Here is a 17157-nt window from a genome sequence, read left to right as displayed (position 1 = left end):
CGAACGGGTGATTCTTGATGTTTTTTGCCAGTGATTGCTTTTTTTCAGCTATTTCCAACTTTTGTATGACAGTCCAACCGTGGTCCGCCTTCCATTTGGCCGCCTTTACCCCTCTCTTTCACGCCGATCAAGGATAGTCCATGCGCCTGCCTTTGCCGCTCGATCTGCCCGCCACCCTGCAACCGCTGGTCGCTCGTAATCAGCAGTTCCTCAGCGATGCCGTGGCTGGCCACCCCGAACTCGACCTGAACGCTTGCAGCCCGGCCCATCGGCAACAGTTCGACCAGGTTGCTGCCGCCAGCGACTTCGTCCTTGGCCTGGCCCAGCGCGAACCGGCCATGCTGCTCGCCCTGATGGCCAGTGGTGAACTGGACCGCCGTTACGCGCCCGGCGAGTTGCGCGGGCAGATCGGGGCGGTGGCCCAGGCAGCGCAAAGCGAAGACGAGCTGGCGCGTAACCTGCGGCGCGAGCGCAACCGCCAGCAGTTGCGCATCATCTGGCGCGACATTACGCGCCAGGCCGAGCTGGGCGAAACCTGCCGTGACCTGTCCGACCTTGCCGACGCCGCCATCGACGAAGCGTATCAATGGCTGTACCCGCGCCATTGCCAGCAGTTCGGCACGCCCATCGGCCACCGCAGCGGCCTGGCGCAGCACATGGTGGTGCTGGGCATGGGCAAGCTGGGGGCGGTGGAGCTGAACCTGTCGTCGGACATCGACCTGATCTTCGCCTTCCCCGAGGGCGGCGAGACCGAAGGGGTGAAGCGCTCGCTGGACAACCAGGAGTTCTTCACCCGCCTGGGCCAGCGCCTGATCAAGGCCCTGGACCCGGTCACCGTCGACGGTTTCGTGTTCCGCGTCGACATGCGCTTGCGCCCTTACGGTTCGGCCGGTTCGCTGGTGCTGAGCTTCAATGCCCTGGAGCAGTACTACCAGGACCAGGGCCGCGACTGGGAACGCTACGCCATGATCAAGGCGAGGGTGGTGGCCGGTGACCAGGCGGCAGGTGCTCAGTTGCAAGAGATGCTGCGCCCGTTCGTCTACCGCCGTTACCTGGACTTCTCGGCCATCGAAGCCCTGCGCACCATGAAGCAGCTGATCCAGCAGGAGGTGCGGCGCAAGGGCATGTCCGAGAACATCAAGCTGGGTGCCGGCGGCATCCGCGAGGTGGAGTTCATCGCCCAGGCCTTCCAGCTGATCCACGGCGGGCGAGACCTGAGCCTGCAGCAACGGCCCTTGCTCAAGGTGCTGGCGACCCTCGAAGGGCAAGGTTACCTGCCACCCGCGGTGGTGGCCGAGTTGCGCGAAGGCTACGAATTCCTGCGTTATACCGAGCACGCTATCCAGGCCATCGCCGACCGCCAGACGCAGATGCTGCCGGATAACGAAACCGACCAGGCGCGGGTCGCCTACATCCTCGGCTTCGCCGACTGGCAGGGCTTCCATGACCAATTGATGTACTGGCGCGGCCGGGTCGATTGGCACTTCCGCCAGGTGATCGCCGACCCGGATGATGAGGACGGCGAGGGCGAACTGGTGGTCGGTGGCGAATGGTCGCCGCTGTGGGAGCAGGCGCAGGATGAAGACGCCGCCTGTCGTCAGCTTGAGGAAGCCGGGTTCAAACAACCCGCCGATGCCTTGCGTCGCCTCGCCGGGTTGCGGGGCAGCCCGCAATTGCGCTCGATGCAGCGCATTGGGCGCGAACGTTTGGACGCCTTTATTCCAAGGCTCTTGGCCCAGGCCGTGGAGCACCAAGACCCTGACCTGGTGCTTGAACGCGTGCTGCCGCTGGTCGAAGCGGTTGCGCGGCGGTCGGCCTACTTGGTGCTGCTCACCGAAAACCCGGGTGCCTTGCGCCGCCTGTTGACCCTGTGCGCGGCCAGCCCCTGGATCGCCGAGCAGATTGCCCGCTACCCGTTGCTGCTCGACGAGTTGCTCAACGAGGGGCGGCTGTTCAGCCCGCCATTGGCGCCGGAGCTGGCCAGCGAACTGCGCGAGCGTTTGACGCGCATCCCCGAAGACGACCTGGAACAGCAGATGGAGGCGCTGCGCCACTTCAAGCTGGCCCACAGCCTGCGTGTGGCGGCCTCGGAAATCAGTGGCAACCTGCCGTTGATGAAAGTCAGCGATTACCTGACCTGGCTGGCCGAAGCCATCCTCGACCAGGTGCTGGCCCTGGCTTGGCGCCAGACCGTAGCCCGCCACGGCCAGCCCAAGCGCAGCGACGGCAGCCTGTGCGACCCGGGCTTCATCATCATTGGTTATGGCAAGGTCGGTGGGCTTGAACTGGGCCATGGCTCGGACCTGGACCTGGTGTTCATTCACGATGGCGACCCCCAGGCCGAGACCGATGGCGCCAAGCCGATCGACAGCGCGCAGTTCTTTACTCGCCTGGGCCAGCGCATCATCCACTTGCTGACCACCCAGACCAACTCTGGCCAGCTGTATGACGTGGACATGCGCCTGCGCCCGTCCGGCGCTTCGGGGCTGTTGGTGAGCTCGCTCGGTGCCTTCGAGCGCTATCAACAGAACGAGGCCTGGACCTGGGAGCACCAGGCCTTGGTGCGTGCGCGCGTGCTGGTCGGCTGCAAACAGGTGGGCGCGGCGTTCGAAGGCGTGCGCGCCAACGTCCTGGGCCAACCCCGTGACCTTGAAACGTTGCGCACCGAAGTCAGTGAGATGCGCGCCAAGATGCGCGGCAACCTCGGCACCAAGGCCACGGCTGCCGGCACCGCAGCCAATGCCTTCGAGGCCGGTGTACCCTTCGATATCAAGCAGGATGCCGGCGGTATCGTCGATATCGAATTTATGGTGCAATACGCGGCTTTGGCCTGGTCCCACGACCACCCGGCCATTCTCCGATGGACCGATAACATCCGCATTCTGGAAGAGCTGGAGCAGGCAGGTTTGATGCCGGCCAGTGACGCGGTGCTGTTGCGTGAAGTGTACAAGGCGTTCCGTTCTGCCTCGCACCGCCAGGCCCTGCAGAAGCAGGCCGGGGTGATCGATGCGGCGCAGTTTGCCGATGAACGTCGCGAGGTGCGGCGGATCTGGGGCGAGCTGGGTTTGACTTGATACCGCTGAGGCCCCTGTAGGAGCGGCCTTGTGCCGCGAAGGGCTGCAAAGCAGCCCCAAAGGTCCATGCCCCACCACCGGTGTTACACTGTCCGCCACATAGCCTGAATATAAAGAGGGGAGGCCAGGCTGTACCGCAGCCTGTAGCCTCCCCGAGCGTTTCTGGACTAAGCATGAGAATACTGATCATTGGCCCCAGCTGGGTCGGCGACATGGTAATGGCGCAGACCTTGTTCCAGTGCCTGAAACAGCAGCACCCCGACTGCGTGATCGACGTGTTGGCGCCCGAGTGGAGCCGGCCGATCCTCGAACGCATGCCCGAGGTGCGCCAAGCCTTGAGCTTCCCGCTCGGCCACGGTGCGCTGGAACTGGCCACCCGACGTCGCATCGGCAAGTCCCTGGCCGGCCAGTACGACCAGGCAATTCTGCTGCCCAACTCGATGAAATCGGCGTTGGTGCCGTTCTTTGCCGGTATTCCCAAACGCACCGGCTGGCGCGGCGAGATGCGCTTCGGCCTGCTCAACGACGTGCGCAAGCTGGACAAGGCACGCTACCCGTTGATGATCGAGCGCTTCATGGCGCTGGCCTATGCGCCGGGCACCGAGCTGCCTCAGCCTTACCCACGCCCCAGCCTGCAAATCGAACCGCAGAGCCGTGACGCCGCCCTGGCCAAGTTCGGCCTGGCACTCGACCGCCCGGTGTTGGCGCTGTGCCCCGGTGCCGAGTTTGGCGAGGCCAAACGCTGGCCGGCCGAGCACTACGCCGCCGTGGCCGAGGCGATGATCCGCCAGGGCTGGCAGGTGTGGTTGTTCGGTTCGAAAAGCGATCACCCCGTCGGTGAGCAGATCCGCGACCGGCTGATCCCGGGCTTGCGTGAAGAATCCTACAACTTGGCCGGCGAAACCTCGCTGGCCGAGGCCATCGACCTGATGTCCTGCGCCGATTCCGTGGTGTCCAACGACTCCGGGCTGATGCACGTGGCGGCCGCGCTGAATCGCCCGCTGGTCGCCGTGTATGGCTCGACCTCGCCGGGCTTCACGCCGCCGCTGGCCGAGCAGGTGGAAGTGGTGCGCACCGGCATCGAATGCAGCCCGTGCTTCGACCGCACCTGCCGTTTTGGCCACTACAACTGCCTGCGCCTGCTCGACCCGCAGCAAGTCATCGCCGCCTTGCACAGCCTGGGCGGTCCGAACCTGATCGATACCGTGGCCGAGGTCGACTAAGTGCGGGTACTGATCATCAAGACATCGTCGCTGGGGGATGTGATCCACACCCTGCCGGCGATCACCGATGCCGCCCACGCGATACCGGGCATTCGTTTCGACTGGGTGGTGGAAGAAGGCTTTGCCGAGATCCCCAGCTGGCACCCGGCGGTCGACCAGGTGATCCCGGTGGCGATCCGTCGCTGGCGCAAGAACATCTGGCAGACCCTCAAGAGCGGCGAGTGGAAAGCGTTCAAGCAGCGCGTCCGGGCGCGCAAGTACGACCTGGTGATCGATGCCCAGGGCCTGGTCAAGTCGGCCTGGCTGACCCGCTACGTCAAGGCACCGGTGGCCGGGTTGGACCGCTACTCGGCGCGCGAAGGCCTGGCCAGCCGTTTTTATGACCGGCGCCTGTCGGTTGCCACGGGCCAGCACGCGGTCGAGCGTGTGCGCCAACTGTTCGCCCTGGCCCTGGCCTACGACTTGCCGGAAGGCATCGGCAACTACGGCCTGGACCTCGATCGCCTGCAATTGCCGCCGGCCGCGCCCTACGTGGTGTTCCTGCATGGCACCACCTGGGCCACCAAGCATTGGCCCGAGGCTTACTGGCGCGAGCTGGCCGAGCGCATGGGCCGGCGCAAGCTGCAAGTGCGCCTACCGTGGGGCAACCCGGCCGAGAAGGCACGTGCCGAACGTATCGCCCAGGGCTTGAATAACTGCCAGGTACTGCCCAAGTTGAACCTTGTCGGCGTTGCCCGCGTGCTGGCGGCGGCCAAGGCCTGCGTGGCGGTGGACACCGGCCTGGGCCATTTGGCTGCGGCGCTGGATGTGCCGACCATTTCACTGTTCGGCCCGACCAACCCGGGCCTGACCGGCGCCTATGGCCGCGCCCAGGTTCACCAGGCCAGCGATTTCCCCTGTGCGCCGTGCCTGCAGAAAAAGTGCACCTACAAGCCGAGCGCCGATGACCTGCGCCGGTTCGATCTCAAACGCGAGTGGCCGCTGTGCTTCACTCGCCTGAATCCCGAGCATGTGGCGAGCCGCTTGAGCGCGCTGCTGCTGGCTGAGGATGTTCGTTGATGCAACTGGCTTTCGTGCTTTACAAATATTTCCCCTTCGGCGGGCTGCAGCGCGATTTCATGCGCATTGCCCTGGAATGCCAGAAGCGGGGCCACCAGATCCGTGTGTACACACTGATCTGGGAAGGTGACATTCCGCCTGGTTTCGAAGTGCTGGTGGCGCCGGTCAAGGCGCTGTTCAACCACCGCCGCAACGAGAAGCTCAGCGCCTGGATGGAAGCCGACCTGGCCAAGCGCCCGGTCGACCGCCTGATTGGCTTCAACAAGATGCCGGGGCTGGACGTGTACTACGCCGCCGACGGCTGCTTCGAGGACAAGGCCCAGACCCTGCGTGGGGGCCTCTACAAACGCTGGGGCCGCTACCGGCACTTTGCCGAGTACGAGCGCGCGGTGTTCGCCAAAGACTCGAAAACCGAAGTGCTGATGATCTCGGAGGTGCAGCAGCCGCTGTTCGTCAAACACTACGGCACCCCGGCTGAACGCTTTCACCTGCTGCCGCCGGGCATTTCCCAGGACCGTCGGGCACCGGCCAACGCCGCCGAGATCCGCGCCGAGTTCCGCCAGGAATTCAACCTGGGCGACGATGACCTGCTGCTGGTGCAGATCGGTTCGGGCTTCAAGACCAAGGGCGTCGACCGCAGCCTCAAGGCTTTGGCCGCGCTGCCGTCTGCCTTGCGCAAGCGCACCCGGTTGATGGTCATCGGCCAGGACGACCCCAAGGTCTTCCAGTTGCAGAGCGCCACCCTCGGCCTGGGCGACCAGGTGCAGTTCCTCAAGGGGCGTAGCGATATCCCACGCTTCCTGCTGGGCGCTGACCTGCTGATCCACCCGGCCTACAACGAAAACACTGGCACCGTGCTGCTCGAAGCGCTGGTGGCAGGCCTGCCGGTGCTGGTCTCCAAGGTGTGTGGCTATGCCCATTACATCGCTGAAGCCGACAGCGGCCTGGTGTTGGACGAGCCGTTCGAACAGGAACAGCTCAACGGCTACCTGCAGCGCATGCTCGAAGACCCGCAGGCCCGTGCCGACTGGTCGCGCAACGGCCTGGCCTTTGCCGATACGGCCGACCTGTACAGCATGCCGCAGCATGCTGCTGATGTGATCCTGGGGCAGGAGACCGCATGAAGCTGATACTGGCCGAACCCTTCAAGCGCTTGTGGGCCGGGCGTGATGCCTTCGAGGCCGTGGAAGCGCTGCAAGGCGAGGTATACCGCGAGCTGGAAGGGCGCCGCACGCTGCGCACCGTCGTCGAGGGCGAGGGGTTTTTCGTCAAGATTCACCGCGGCATCGGCTGGGGTGAGATCTTCAAGAACCTGTTCAGCGCCAAGCTGCCGGTGCTCGGTGCCGGCCAGGAATGGCGAGCCATCCAGCGCCTGCACGAGGTCGGCGTGCCGACCATGACCGCCGTCGCCTATGGCGAGCGCGGCAGCAACCCGGCCACTCAGCATTCGTTCATCGTGACCGAAGAACTGGCGCCGACCATCAGCCTGGAAGACTTCAGTATCGACTGGGTCAAGCAGCCGCCCGCGCCACGCCTCAAGCGTGCGCTGATCGCCGAAGTGGCGAAGATGACTGGCGGCATGCACCGCGCCGGGGTCAACCACCGCGACTGCTACATCTGCCACTTCCTGCTGCACACCGATCGCCCGGTGACGCCAGAAGACTTCAAACTGTCGGTCATCGACCTGCACCGTGCCCAGACCCGGGCGACAATCAGCCGCCGCTGGCGTGACAAGGACCTGGCCGCGCTGTACTTCTCGGCGCTGGACATCGGCCTGACCCGGCGCGACAAGCTGCGCTTTTTGCGTGGTTACTTCCAGCGCCCGCTGCGCCAAGTGCTTGCCGACGAGGCCGCGCTGCTCGCCTGGCTGGAACGCAAGGCGCAGAAACTCTATGACCGCAAACAACGCTATGGGGATGCACTCTGATGGCGGGTTGGACACTGGCGCCAGGCTACGAACACCTGGCGGCGGATTTCGGCAGCCTTGACGCAGTCTTCGCCCTGCAGGGTGAACGCCTGACCCGCGACCCGCTCAGCGAAGTGGTGCGCATCGAGCGCGAGGGCGTCAATTACTACGTCAAGCGTTACACCGGGGCGGGCAAGCACATGCGCCGCTTCCTTGGCCGACCGCGCATCAAGGCCGAATGGCAAAACCTCAAGCAGTTCGCCAAGTGGGGCATTCCCACCGCCGAAGTGGTTGCCTGGGGCCTGGAGCGCAAGGGCCTGGCGTTTGGCCGCGGGGCGATGATCACCCGTGAGCTGCCGCGGACCGAAGACCTGTCGGCCTTGGCCGAACGCAAAGACCCGCGCTTGGCAGACCCCGCCTGGGTCGACCACGTCAGCCGCCAGCTGGCGCGCCATACCCGGGTCATGCACGAGCACCGTTTTGCCCACAACGACTTGAAGTGGCGCAACCTGCTGGTCGACGACCAGGGCACGCTGTTCTTCATCGACTGCCCGACCGGCGACTTCTGGCGCGGCTTCATGTGGCGGCACCGAATGATCAAAGACCTGGCGTGCCTGGACAAGGTCGCTAAATACCACCTGTCGGCGACCCAGCGCCTGCGTTTCTACCTGCAATACCGTGGTCGCGACAGGCTCAACGCCCGCGACAAGCAGCGGATTCGCCAAGTGCTGAGCTTTTTCGAGGGAAGGGAATGACCGATTACCTGGCCAGCGCGGACCTCGCGCTGCTCAAACGCCACGGCTTGAACGATTTCGACGCGCTGTGGGCGCTGCAGCTCGATGCTGTGGACGAGCCCAACACCGGGCGTGGGGGCTGGAGCAGCGTGTTCCGCCTGGAACTCGAAGGCAAGGGCTACTACCTCAAGCGCCAGAGCGACTACCTCACCCGTACCTTGCACCGGCCATTCGGCGAGCCAACTTTCGCCCGCGAATTCCGCAACATCAGCCGCTACCAGAAGCTGCACATTCCGGCCTTGCAAGCGGTGTTCTATGGCGAGCGCAAGCAGGCCGGCGAGCACCGGGCGATCCTCATGACCCGTGCCTTGGACGAGTGGGCCGACCTGGACAGCCTGCTGGCTCAGTGGCCGCAGTTGGGCGATGCCGAACGCAACGGCATCCTCGAGGCCTGCGGCCAGTTGGCGCGCACGCTGCACAGCGCTGGCCAGGTGCACGGCTGCTTCTACCCCAAGCACATCTTCCTACGGCAACGCCGCGAAGGCTGGGATGCCCAACTGATCGACCTGGAAAAAACCCGGCCCCTGCTGTTCGGCATGCGTGACCGGCTCAAGGACCTGGAGCCCCTGTTGCGCCGTGCCCGGGCCTGGAGCGAGGCGGATGTGCGCCACCTGCTGGCAGCCTACCTGGTGCAGCCGGCGGACGGCACGCTGGTCGGCACCTGGCTGCAACGCCTGACGCAACGCCGTCGTGAAAAAGAGGCCCGCTGATGCGTTTGTCTGAACTGAAAGAGGCCGGGCGCGCCCCGGCGTTGCCCCTGAACGTGAGCTTGGCCGATGCCGCCGGCAGCGCCGAGCTGCAACTGCTCAGCCTGCTGCGCGTGCTGCCCGGCCAGCGTTATGTGGGTGCTGGTGTCTGGCGTGGCACGCCGGTGCTGGCCAAGCTGTTGGTGGGCAGCAATGCTGCCCGGCACTTCCAGCGCGAGCTGCAAGGCGTCAAGTTGCTGGCCGAGCAGGGCCTGACCACGCCGAAACTGCTGGCCGATGGTTTGAAGGAAGGCGAGGGCGGCTGGCTGCTGTTCGCGTTTCTGGATGGCGCCGAAAGCCTGGCCGATGCCTGGGCCGCCGTGGAGCACCTGCCCGTACTGGCAGACGAGCAACACGCGGTGTTGGGTGAGGCGCTGACGGCGGTGGCGCAGATGCACGCCAAGGGCGTGTGGCAGGAAGACCTGCACCTGGACAACCTGCTGCGCCATGGCGGCAAGCTGTACCTGATCGACGGCGCGGGCATCAAGGCCGAGACCCCGGGCCAGCAGTTGTCGCGCCCGCGTGTGCTGGAAAACCTCGGGGTGTTCTTCGCCCAATTGCCCAAGCGCCTGGAGCCGTTCATCGAAGAGCTGCTGGTGCATTACCTGTTGGCCAATGCCGAGCACGCGCTGCCACTCGAAGCGCTGCAGAAGCAGGTGGACAAGGTGCGCAACTGGCGCCAGAAGGACTACCTGGAAAAGGCCGGCCGCGAGTGCTCGCTGTTCAGCGTCGAGCGTAGCCTTTCGGGCCTGCGGGCGATTCGCCGTACTGAGGTGCAGGCCATGCTGCCGGTGCTGGAACACGCTGATGAACTGATCGACAAAGGCCACCTGTACAAGACCGGTGGCGCCGCCAGTGTGGCCCGCATCGAGGTCGATGGCCGGCAACTGGTGCTCAAACGCTACAACATCAAGAACACCGCGCACTGGTTCAAGCGCTTCTGGCGCCCTAGCCGGGCCTGGCACTCGTGGATCGAAGGCCACCGCCTGGAATTTCTCGACATCGCCACGCCACGCCCTCTGGCAGTGCTAGAGGAGCGTGTCATGGGCCTGCGCAGCCGTGCCTACCTGGTCACCGACTATGTCGATGGCCCGGACCTGACCGCGTGCTTCGCGCCCTATGTGGAAAACGGCGAGGCACCTGAAGAGCAGGTCGATGCGCTGGTGAAGGTCATGCAGCAACTGATCCGCGAGCGCATCAGCCATGGCGACTTCAAGGGCCATAACCTGTTCTGGGATAACGGCCAGTGGTCGCTGATCGACCTCGATGCCATGTGCCAGCATGCCACCCAGCTCAGCTTCGCCCCAGCCTATGCCCGTGACCGGGCACGGCTGCTGCGCAACTGGCCACGTGACAGTGCCTTGCATCAGCGGCTGGACCGGTTGCTGCCGCGGTTGTCCGAGTAAGCTGCCGGCAGCGCCAGCCAGTTGCTGCTGCGGCCGGTCTGGCGCACGCGGATGCGCCATTGCGCATCTTGCCAGCGCAGCACTGCCCACGCGGGCACGGTGCCACGCAGCGTCTCAGGTAATACCAGGTGGTAGTGAGCGGCGAGCAGATGGCGGCGCACAGGTAACTGGTGGCTGCCCAGTTGCAGGTACAGCGTGGTGTTGTCCTGAAACAGCTGGGCATCGTCTTCGGTCGCGGTGCCGTGTAACGGGCTGGGCAGGCGGCAGTCTTCCAACAGTTGCTGGATGTTCGGCAACCCGTCGTACCAGAGCACTGGGGAGTCGACCACCCAACGGCCATCCAGGCAGCGCTTGATCGGCAGCTTCAGGTAGGTGTTCGGCTGGTTCGGGTCGGTGGCGCGCCAGCGTCTGCCGTCGAAACTGACATTGAAGTAGCGGCCTAGGTTATCCCTCACGTAGTACTGCGACAGGCCTGGGGTCGCCGACTGCTGTTCGTACACAGCCTCGTCGTGCAGCGCATCGATGCGGTAGCGCAGCTTGGCCACATCAGGGGTGGCTTCGTAATGCTTGGGCAGCGGCACCGGTGGCGGCTTGGGCAGGCCGCGCATAACCCGGCGCATCAGCCCGGAGCCTGCCATGTCGTTGAGCCCCGCCGTGGCGTGGCCGAGTGCTGCGATCGCGTGATGGAGCGCGCCGTTGTGGTCGGCCCGGTCGAGCGCTTCGAAACCGTCCCAGATGGAAATGCCCATGCGCCCGAACGCCAGTGCAGTCGAACCCGCCTGCGGCAACACCAGGGTGAGGATATCCAGCACCAGCCTGAGCACATTGACCGAAAACTCCCCCAGCAGCTCCTGGTTGCTGCGGGTCAAGGCATTGGCTTGGGCCATCAGGGTGTTGACCTCGGCTCGGTAGAGGGCGTCGTACAGGTTACCGGTGATGGTCTGCAAGCTGATATGCGAGCCCAGGCGGCCCTGTACCAGCAGTGCCTCCAGGCTTTTTCGGTTGCCCAGCGGCAAGCGTTGCAACACATAGTGGCGCAGCTGTGCATCGCTGCGCACGGCGCGGATCAGCGCCCGGGCGTTGTTGTATTCACGCCAGGGGCGGCGGTCCGGCGCGTCGGGGCTGTAGACCACGATGCGGTAAGAGTGCTCTGGCGAGACCAGTAGCACGACACCTTGCAGGGTTTGCCCCTGGATCAGCATCTGCCGGGCGATCACTTGTTGTTCGTTGCGGTGCGGCCGGTTGTAGCTGTCGGGTGAGTGAATGACGCAGTCGGCCCAGCCATAGCCCTGTTCGATCGTGCTCGGCTGAAAATGCCCGGCATAACGCGCTTTGACCGCTTCGGCGTGCATGCGCGTGCGGCTCAGGTGCGCATAGGCCTGCTGACGCCAGCGGCCATGGGGCGAATCGAGCAGTTGGGTGCGCAGGTAGGCTTGGTAGCCGCTGCCAGCATTCAGGCGCCGCACGATCTGCTTGACCCGCAGTGGCGTCAGGGCTGGCAGCGGCTGGTCGGCGTCGAGGTGCACGCGGGCGGTCAGCCAGTAATCGACGTCGAACCAGGCGATATTGAGCAGTGCCAGTTCATCCAACCGGTAGCTTTGGTTGACCAGTTCAATCGTCCCGCCAGCGTGCGGGCGGCTGGCCACGGGGATGTAGGCGCTGGTGTCGAGCGGGTTGCTGATGGGGCCGACCTGGCGCGCCAGGGTCACGCTGATCGAGATCTGTTCCGGAGGGGTGTCGATGCCGGGGTCTTGTTGCAGGAACTCGCGCAGCCGCTGGCGCACCCAGGCCAGCAGGGTGTGGCGTTGGTTGAACTGCTCCAACGTTAGGATGCCTGGCGCGGCTGCGGCCTTGATGGCCGCCACCTGCTCCTGCATGGCTTGCATGATGTGGGCAACGCCTTGCTGCGAGGTCGAGCGCAACCAGTCAGGCATGTGCTTTTCTAGCAGCAGACCATAGCGGGTGGCCACCGGGCCTTGGCTGCCGAGTTCGCGGTGCAGGTCCAGTGCGTTGCCCAATTGGGCGTCGAGGTGTTCGATACTGCGTTGCAGGCCCTGGGCCCAGGCGGCCTGCCAGGCGGCGGTCAGGCGTTTGCCATGGGCCTCGCGAATGGCCAGGGCCTGCGCCTCGGCGAGGTCCTCGCTGAACCAGTCGTAGCGCAGGCGTTCGGCCCGCTGGGCACGTTGGCGATCTGCGCTCACCACCAGCAGTCGGGTCAGCGGTTCGCTCTGCACCGGGTCTTCGAGGCGTTCGCATAATTCCACGTGCAAGGCGGCCAAGCTGTCGAACGCTTCGATGCCGTGCACGATGCTGCACAAAAGCGCCCGCCCGACCGGTGCCTGTGCGTCGAGCAAGTGGCCCTCAGGGCCGTTCTCGGTGAGGATCAGCACGCCTGGCAAGTGGCTGCGCCAGTTGGGCGCCGAGCCCGACAGCAACGGGCGGTACAGCTGCGGGCGGCTGGCGGCGGGCAGGTGCTGGCGTTGCCAGGGCTGTGGGTATTCAAGGCAGGTAGTCAGCAGCCGGGCGTGCTCCACAGACAAGGTTTGGTCGTGGCTGCGCAAGCGCATTTCGGTGAACAGTTGATCGCGGCGCAGGGTGGCCAGGCGTGCTTGCCGGCTCAGCCCTTTTTCGTCACGCGCCAGCCAATAGCTGGCCAGGCGCGCATGCAAGCTTTGGCGAAGCGTCGCGCAGCAACGTTCGATGTGGGCGTTGAAGTCGCTTGGCAGGTTGAACGGGCGGTCGTCGTGTCGGGCTTGCGCACCGACCGGTGGCTTGAAGGCGCCGCCGTCGAACAGGTGGAAGCCGACCAGGTCCAGCAGGCGGAAGCGCCCGAAGTACAAGGTCCGGGCGGTGATCGCTGGATTGGTGAACAGGGTGTTCAGGGCTTGGTCGAGGCTGTGTTCCACGCCCGCCAAGGGGGGCAGTAGTGCGTCGAGTTGGCTGTCCAGCGACTGGAGGCGCAGCAGCGGTGTCATGGCCTATCTCCTGGTGAAAGGGGACCATGCTGCACCGCGTTGGCCGGGCGGCTGCGTTAACCCATTACCTCAGCGCCGCCAGAAACCGCGCAGTGCCAAGTACGCCGGCAGGCCCAGGCCCACCCAGGACAAGCCATCCCACGCGCCGTCGCCCAGCAGCGCAGCGAACAGGCCCAAGGCACCGAGCAGGGCGATGAGTGCCGGCCAGGCGAAAATCCTAGTGGTCGATCGCGACGCGTGGCTCATGCCTTGGCCTCCCGTGGTTTACGCTGCTTGCCCCACCACAGGTACAGGCCGCTGCAGAGCACGATGAGGGTCAGCACGTCGAGCACCGCCCAGAGGATCTGCATGGGGCGGCCGCCGTAGTCACCGAAGTGCAGCGGCTGCGACAGGCCCATGGCGTCCATGTACCAGGGCCGCTCGCCGACGGCGGTTACTTGCAGGGTCTGCGCATCGATCAGCACCGGGGTGAGCAGGTGCGAGGTCAGGTGCGTGGCGCCTTTCATGAACACGGCGTAGTGGTGCTCGCTGGAAAAGCGCGTGCCGGGGAACGCGATGAAATCCGGGCGCATGCCGGGCGCCGCGTGCTCGGCGATGGCCAACAGGCGGCTGGCCGGGGCGCGTTCGGTGAGCGGCGGGGCATCACGGTAGGGGGCGACCATGGCTGCCAGGCTGTCGTTGCGCCAGGCGGCGATGACCAGGTCGGAGAGTGCACTGATCACACCGGTCACGCCAACCGTCAGCGCCCAGGCCAGGGTTACCACGCCGATCAGGTTGTGCAGGTCGAGCCAACGCAGGCGGCGGGACTTGTCGTGGCGCACCGTGGCGAAATCCAGGCGGCGCATGAACGGCGCATAGAGCACGGTGCCAGAGACGATCGCCACGACGAACAGCACGCCCATGAATGCCAGCAGCAACTTGCCAGGCAGGCCGGCGAACAGGTCCACGTGCAGGCGCAGCATGACCATCATGAACCCGCCGTTCGCAGCCGGCATGGCAACGGCTTCGCCGGTGCGGGCGTCGAGCATGAAGGTGTGCGACGAATTGGGTTCGGTGCCGGCGGTCGCGGCTGTGATTGCCACCACGCCGTTGCGTTCGTCCTCGTCGTAGCCGAAGTACTGCATCACCTCCCCGGGGCGGTGTTGCTCGGCCTTGAGCACCAACTGTTGCAGGTCGAGGTGCGGGGTGCCGGCGGGCATCTCGCGCAGTTCGGGAGCGTCACCGAGCAGGTGTTCCAGCTCGTGGTGGAAGATCAGCGGCAGGCCGGTGAGGGCCAGCAACAGCAGGAACAGGGTGCAGACCAGGCTGCTCCAGGTGTGGATGAAGGACCAGCGGCGGATGGTTGAGCTTTTCATTTCATTTTGTTTCTCGACGTCCAGAAAGACCAAAGCCGCCCCCTGAAGGACGGCTTGGTCGGCGCGCGTGGGGCGTCAGGTCATCACCATTTGTAGGTGGCGCTGGCGACGACGCTGCGCTCATCTCCGTAGTAGCAGTAGTAACTGTCACAGGTGGAGAGGTAGTCCTTGTTGAACACGTTGGTCGCGTTGACCGCCACCGACGCGCCTTTGAGGCTGTTGTTCAGGCGGCCGAGGTCGTAGTGCACCGAGGCATCGAACACGGTGTAGGCATTGGCCTTGCCCAGGTAGGTGTTGGCCTGGTCGCCATAGGTATTGCCGGTGTAGCGCGCGCCACCGCCGATGCCGAAACCGTCAAGCACGCCGCTGTGCCAGGTGTAGTCGGCCCACAGCGAGGCTTGCTGGTTGGGCATCAGTTGCAGGCGGTTGCCTTTGTAGTCGCCCTTTTGCACTTCGGACTTGGCCAAGGTGTAGGCAGCGGTCAACTTGAGGTTTTCGCTGACGTCGGATACCGCTTCCAGCTCCAGGCCGCGCACTTTCACTTCGCCAGTCTGGCTGGTGACGCTCACGTTGCCGATGGTGTTGGTGACCGAGACGTTTTTCTGGGTCAGGTCATACACGGCTGCCGACAGCAAAGTGTTGGAACCTGGCGGTTGGTATTTGATGCCCAGCTCCCACTGTTTGCCTTCGGTCGGTTTGAACGACTCCGTCGCAGAAACGGCGGCATTGCTGGCCGGCTGGAACGACTCCGCATACGACAGGTACGGCACAAAGCCCGAGTCGAACACATAGCTGATCGCCGCGTTGCCGCTGAACTGCTTGTCACGTTGGGTGTTGGTGGCATCGCCCTGGTTGAGGTACTTGGTGCCGGTATGCACCCAGTCTTCCCGGCCACCCAGGGTCAGGCGCCAGTTGTTCAGTGCCATCTGGTCCTGAACATACAGGCCCGTCTGACGGGTTTTCTGGTTGTAGTCATAGAACGCCGTGGAGCGATCCGGGCGGGTGATCGGCAGCCCGTAAACCGGGTTGTTGACGTTGCTGTTCGGTACGTTGAAGCCGTAGATCGACAGGTAGTTGGTGTTGACGCGCTGGTGGTCCAGGCCGATCAGCAGGGTGTGGGTAATGTCCCCGCTGGCGAAGTCAGCCTGGAAGTTGTTGTCCACGGCGAATTGGCTGATGTCTTCGTCGACGTTGGTGGACATGCGGCTGACGGTACCATCGTCTTGCACCGGGCCACCGGGCGCGTAATAGCTGCCGGGGGTGATGGTCTGGAACGCCAGGTCCGACTTGGTGTAGCGCAGGTTTTGGCGGAACTGCCAGACATCGTTGATGCGATGCTCGAAGGCATAGCCCAGCGCGTAGTAGGTGCGGTCGTAGAACTCGTAGTCCGGATCGCCCAGGTTTTTGTGGTGGGAGATCTTGCCGAACGGCATGTCGATCTTGGTGCCCTGGATCGGCCGAAACTGGCTGGTGGCGCCGGTATCGTCGCGGGTGAACTGGGTCAGCAAGGTTAGCGAGGTGTCGTCGTCGATGTTCCAGGTCAGGCTCGGGGCGATGTTGTAGCGCTTGTCGTCGATATGGTCGATCTGGGTGCCGCCATCGCGGATCACGCCACTGACGCTGTACAGAAACTGGCCTTGGTCATCGATTTTGCCGGTGCTGGCGAAGTTGATCTGGCGGTGGTTGTCGCTGCCGTACTGCAGTTCGATTTCGTGGGCGCTTCCAGCTTGTGGGCGACGGCTGACCATGTCCAGCAGGCCGCCCGGTGGGGTTTGCCCGTAGATCGAGGAAGCCGGGCCGCGCAGCAGTGCGAGGCGGTCGAGGTTCCAGGTTTCGGCTTTTGGGTTGGCGTACACGCCACGGGGCAGCGGCAGGCCATCGAGGAACTGGGTCGGCTCGAAGCCACGCACGCGCATCCAGTCATAGCGTGTGTCGCTGCCGAAGCTGGCAGACACGATGCCGGGCATGTAGCGCACGGCATCATCCAGGCTGTGCACGCCGCGGTCAGCCATTTGCTGGCGGGTTGCAACAGAGATGGAGCGGGGGACTTCGACCAGCGCGGTATCGGTCTTGGTGCCGGCGGCGGTGCGCTGGGCGAGGTAGCCCTCTACCGGGCCCCAGGCGCTTTCGCTGACGCTGTCGGCGTTCACGGTGGTTTCCGGCAGCGCCAGGGTGCCGTCCGGGACGGCCACCAGGCTGTAGCTGCCAACGCTGCTCTGCTGCAGCTGCAAGCCGGTGCCGCGCAGGGCGGCCTGCAAGGCGCCGATGCCGTCGTACTGGCCGTTGACCGGGGCCGAGGTGCGGCCGCTGACCAGGGCCGGGTCGATGGCCAGGGCGATGCCCGATTGGCTGGCGATCTGGTTGAGGGTGCTGGCCAGGGGCGCGCTAGGCAGGTCGTAGGCGCGCTGGGCGGATTGCTCGGCGGCGAACAGGGCAGGGCTGGCCAATGGCGCGGCCAGGCCAATGGCCAGGGCCATCAGGCTGGGGCGCAGGATACGATCGACAGTACGGGACATGCAGCGGCTCCAAGACGGATAAGTGCTAACTGCTTCCTTGCCGAGCGAGATTTCAAAAGTGACAGGGGCTGTCGAAAAAAAAGTGAAAAACTTCAAGAACCGG

The 17157-nt window shown here is 64.8% G+C and carries 12 protein-coding genes; 8 read left to right on the top strand and 4 right to left on the bottom strand.

The features are described 5' to 3' along the window. The first annotated feature begins 140 nt into the window (after positions 1–140). From glnE to MFF34_RS08655, 8 genes are all read left to right on the top strand, one after another. Positions 141–3074 (top strand): bifunctional [glutamate--ammonia ligase]-adenylyl-L-tyrosine phosphorylase/[glutamate--ammonia-ligase] adenylyltransferase, encoded by a 2934-nt coding sequence (glnE, locus tag MFF34_RS08690; RefSeq protein ID WP_238212496.1) that lies wholly within the window; start codon positions 141–143, stop codon positions 3072–3074. Between the two features lie 173 nt (positions 3075–3247). Beyond that, on the top strand, positions 3248–4297 hold the full coding sequence (gene waaF, locus MFF34_RS08685; RefSeq protein WP_027594326.1) for a lipopolysaccharide heptosyltransferase II: 1050 nt from the start codon (positions 3248–3250) through the stop codon (positions 4295–4297). Next, complete coding sequence (gene waaC / locus MFF34_RS08680) at positions 4298–5356, top strand: lipopolysaccharide heptosyltransferase I (RefSeq protein WP_027594327.1); 1059 nt, start codon at positions 4298–4300, stop codon at positions 5354–5356. It begins immediately after the preceding gene. Continuing rightward, positions 5356–6480 (top strand): glycosyltransferase family 4 protein, encoded by a 1125-nt coding sequence (locus MFF34_RS08675; RefSeq protein ID WP_099428137.1) that lies wholly within the window; start codon positions 5356–5358, stop codon positions 6478–6480. The genes waaC and MFF34_RS08675 overlap by 1 nt, the downstream gene beginning before the upstream one ends. Next, a complete protein-coding gene (gene rfaP, locus MFF34_RS08670) occupies positions 6477–7283 on the top strand; it encodes a lipopolysaccharide core heptose(I) kinase RfaP (protein WP_085274046.1) in 807 nt (268 codons plus the stop codon). Before MFF34_RS08675 ends, rfaP begins: the two co-directional genes overlap by 4 nt. Then, positions 7283–8017 (top strand): lipopolysaccharide kinase InaA family protein, encoded by a 735-nt coding sequence (locus MFF34_RS08665; protein ID WP_238212468.1) that lies wholly within the window; start codon positions 7283–7285, stop codon positions 8015–8017. The genes rfaP and MFF34_RS08665 overlap by 1 nt, the downstream gene beginning before the upstream one ends. After that, on the top strand, positions 8014–8766 hold the full coding sequence (locus tag MFF34_RS08660) for a lipopolysaccharide kinase InaA family protein (RefSeq protein ID WP_238212466.1): 753 nt from the start codon (positions 8014–8016) through the stop codon (positions 8764–8766). The genes MFF34_RS08665 and MFF34_RS08660 overlap by 4 nt, the downstream gene beginning before the upstream one ends. Continuing rightward, positions 8766–10208 (top strand): lipopolysaccharide kinase InaA family protein, encoded by a 1443-nt coding sequence (locus MFF34_RS08655; protein WP_238212464.1) that lies wholly within the window; start codon positions 8766–8768, stop codon positions 10206–10208. Before MFF34_RS08660 ends, MFF34_RS08655 begins: the two co-directional genes overlap by 1 nt. Here the strand turns inward: MFF34_RS08655 and MFF34_RS08650 are convergent. The 4 genes from MFF34_RS08650 to MFF34_RS08635 all read right to left on the bottom strand — a co-directional run bounded on the left by MFF34_RS08650 (position 10169) and on the right by MFF34_RS08635 (position 17054). After that, positions 10169–13183, bottom strand: coding sequence for a dermonecrotic toxin domain-containing protein (locus MFF34_RS08650; RefSeq protein WP_238212455.1), 3015 nt, complete (start codon positions 13181–13183; stop codon positions 10169–10171). The two genes, MFF34_RS08655 and MFF34_RS08650, sit on opposite strands and share 40 nt — an antisense overlap. Before the next feature lie 69 nt (positions 13184–13252). Beyond that, positions 13253–13429, bottom strand: coding sequence for a hypothetical protein (locus MFF34_RS08645; protein WP_238212452.1), 177 nt, complete (start codon positions 13427–13429; stop codon positions 13253–13255). Beyond that, positions 13426–14538, bottom strand: coding sequence for a PepSY domain-containing protein (locus MFF34_RS08640; RefSeq protein WP_238212449.1), 1113 nt, complete (start codon positions 14536–14538; stop codon positions 13426–13428). Before MFF34_RS08640 ends, MFF34_RS08645 begins: the two co-directional genes overlap by 4 nt. An 83-nt stretch (positions 14539–14621) precedes the next feature. Then, entirely contained in the window at positions 14622–17054 is a 2433-nt protein-coding gene (locus MFF34_RS08635; RefSeq protein WP_238212447.1) for a TonB-dependent siderophore receptor, read from the bottom strand. Positions 17055–17157: the final 103 nt, after the last annotated feature.

The sequence above is a fragment of the Pseudomonas sp. PAGU 2196 genome (assembly GCF_022179005.1).
GTDB lineage: Bacteria > Pseudomonadota > Gammaproteobacteria > Pseudomonadales > Pseudomonadaceae > Aquipseudomonas > Aquipseudomonas kermanshahensis.
Note: the sequence above shows the minus strand (reverse complement) of the source record. Positions and strands in the feature narration are given on the sequence as shown.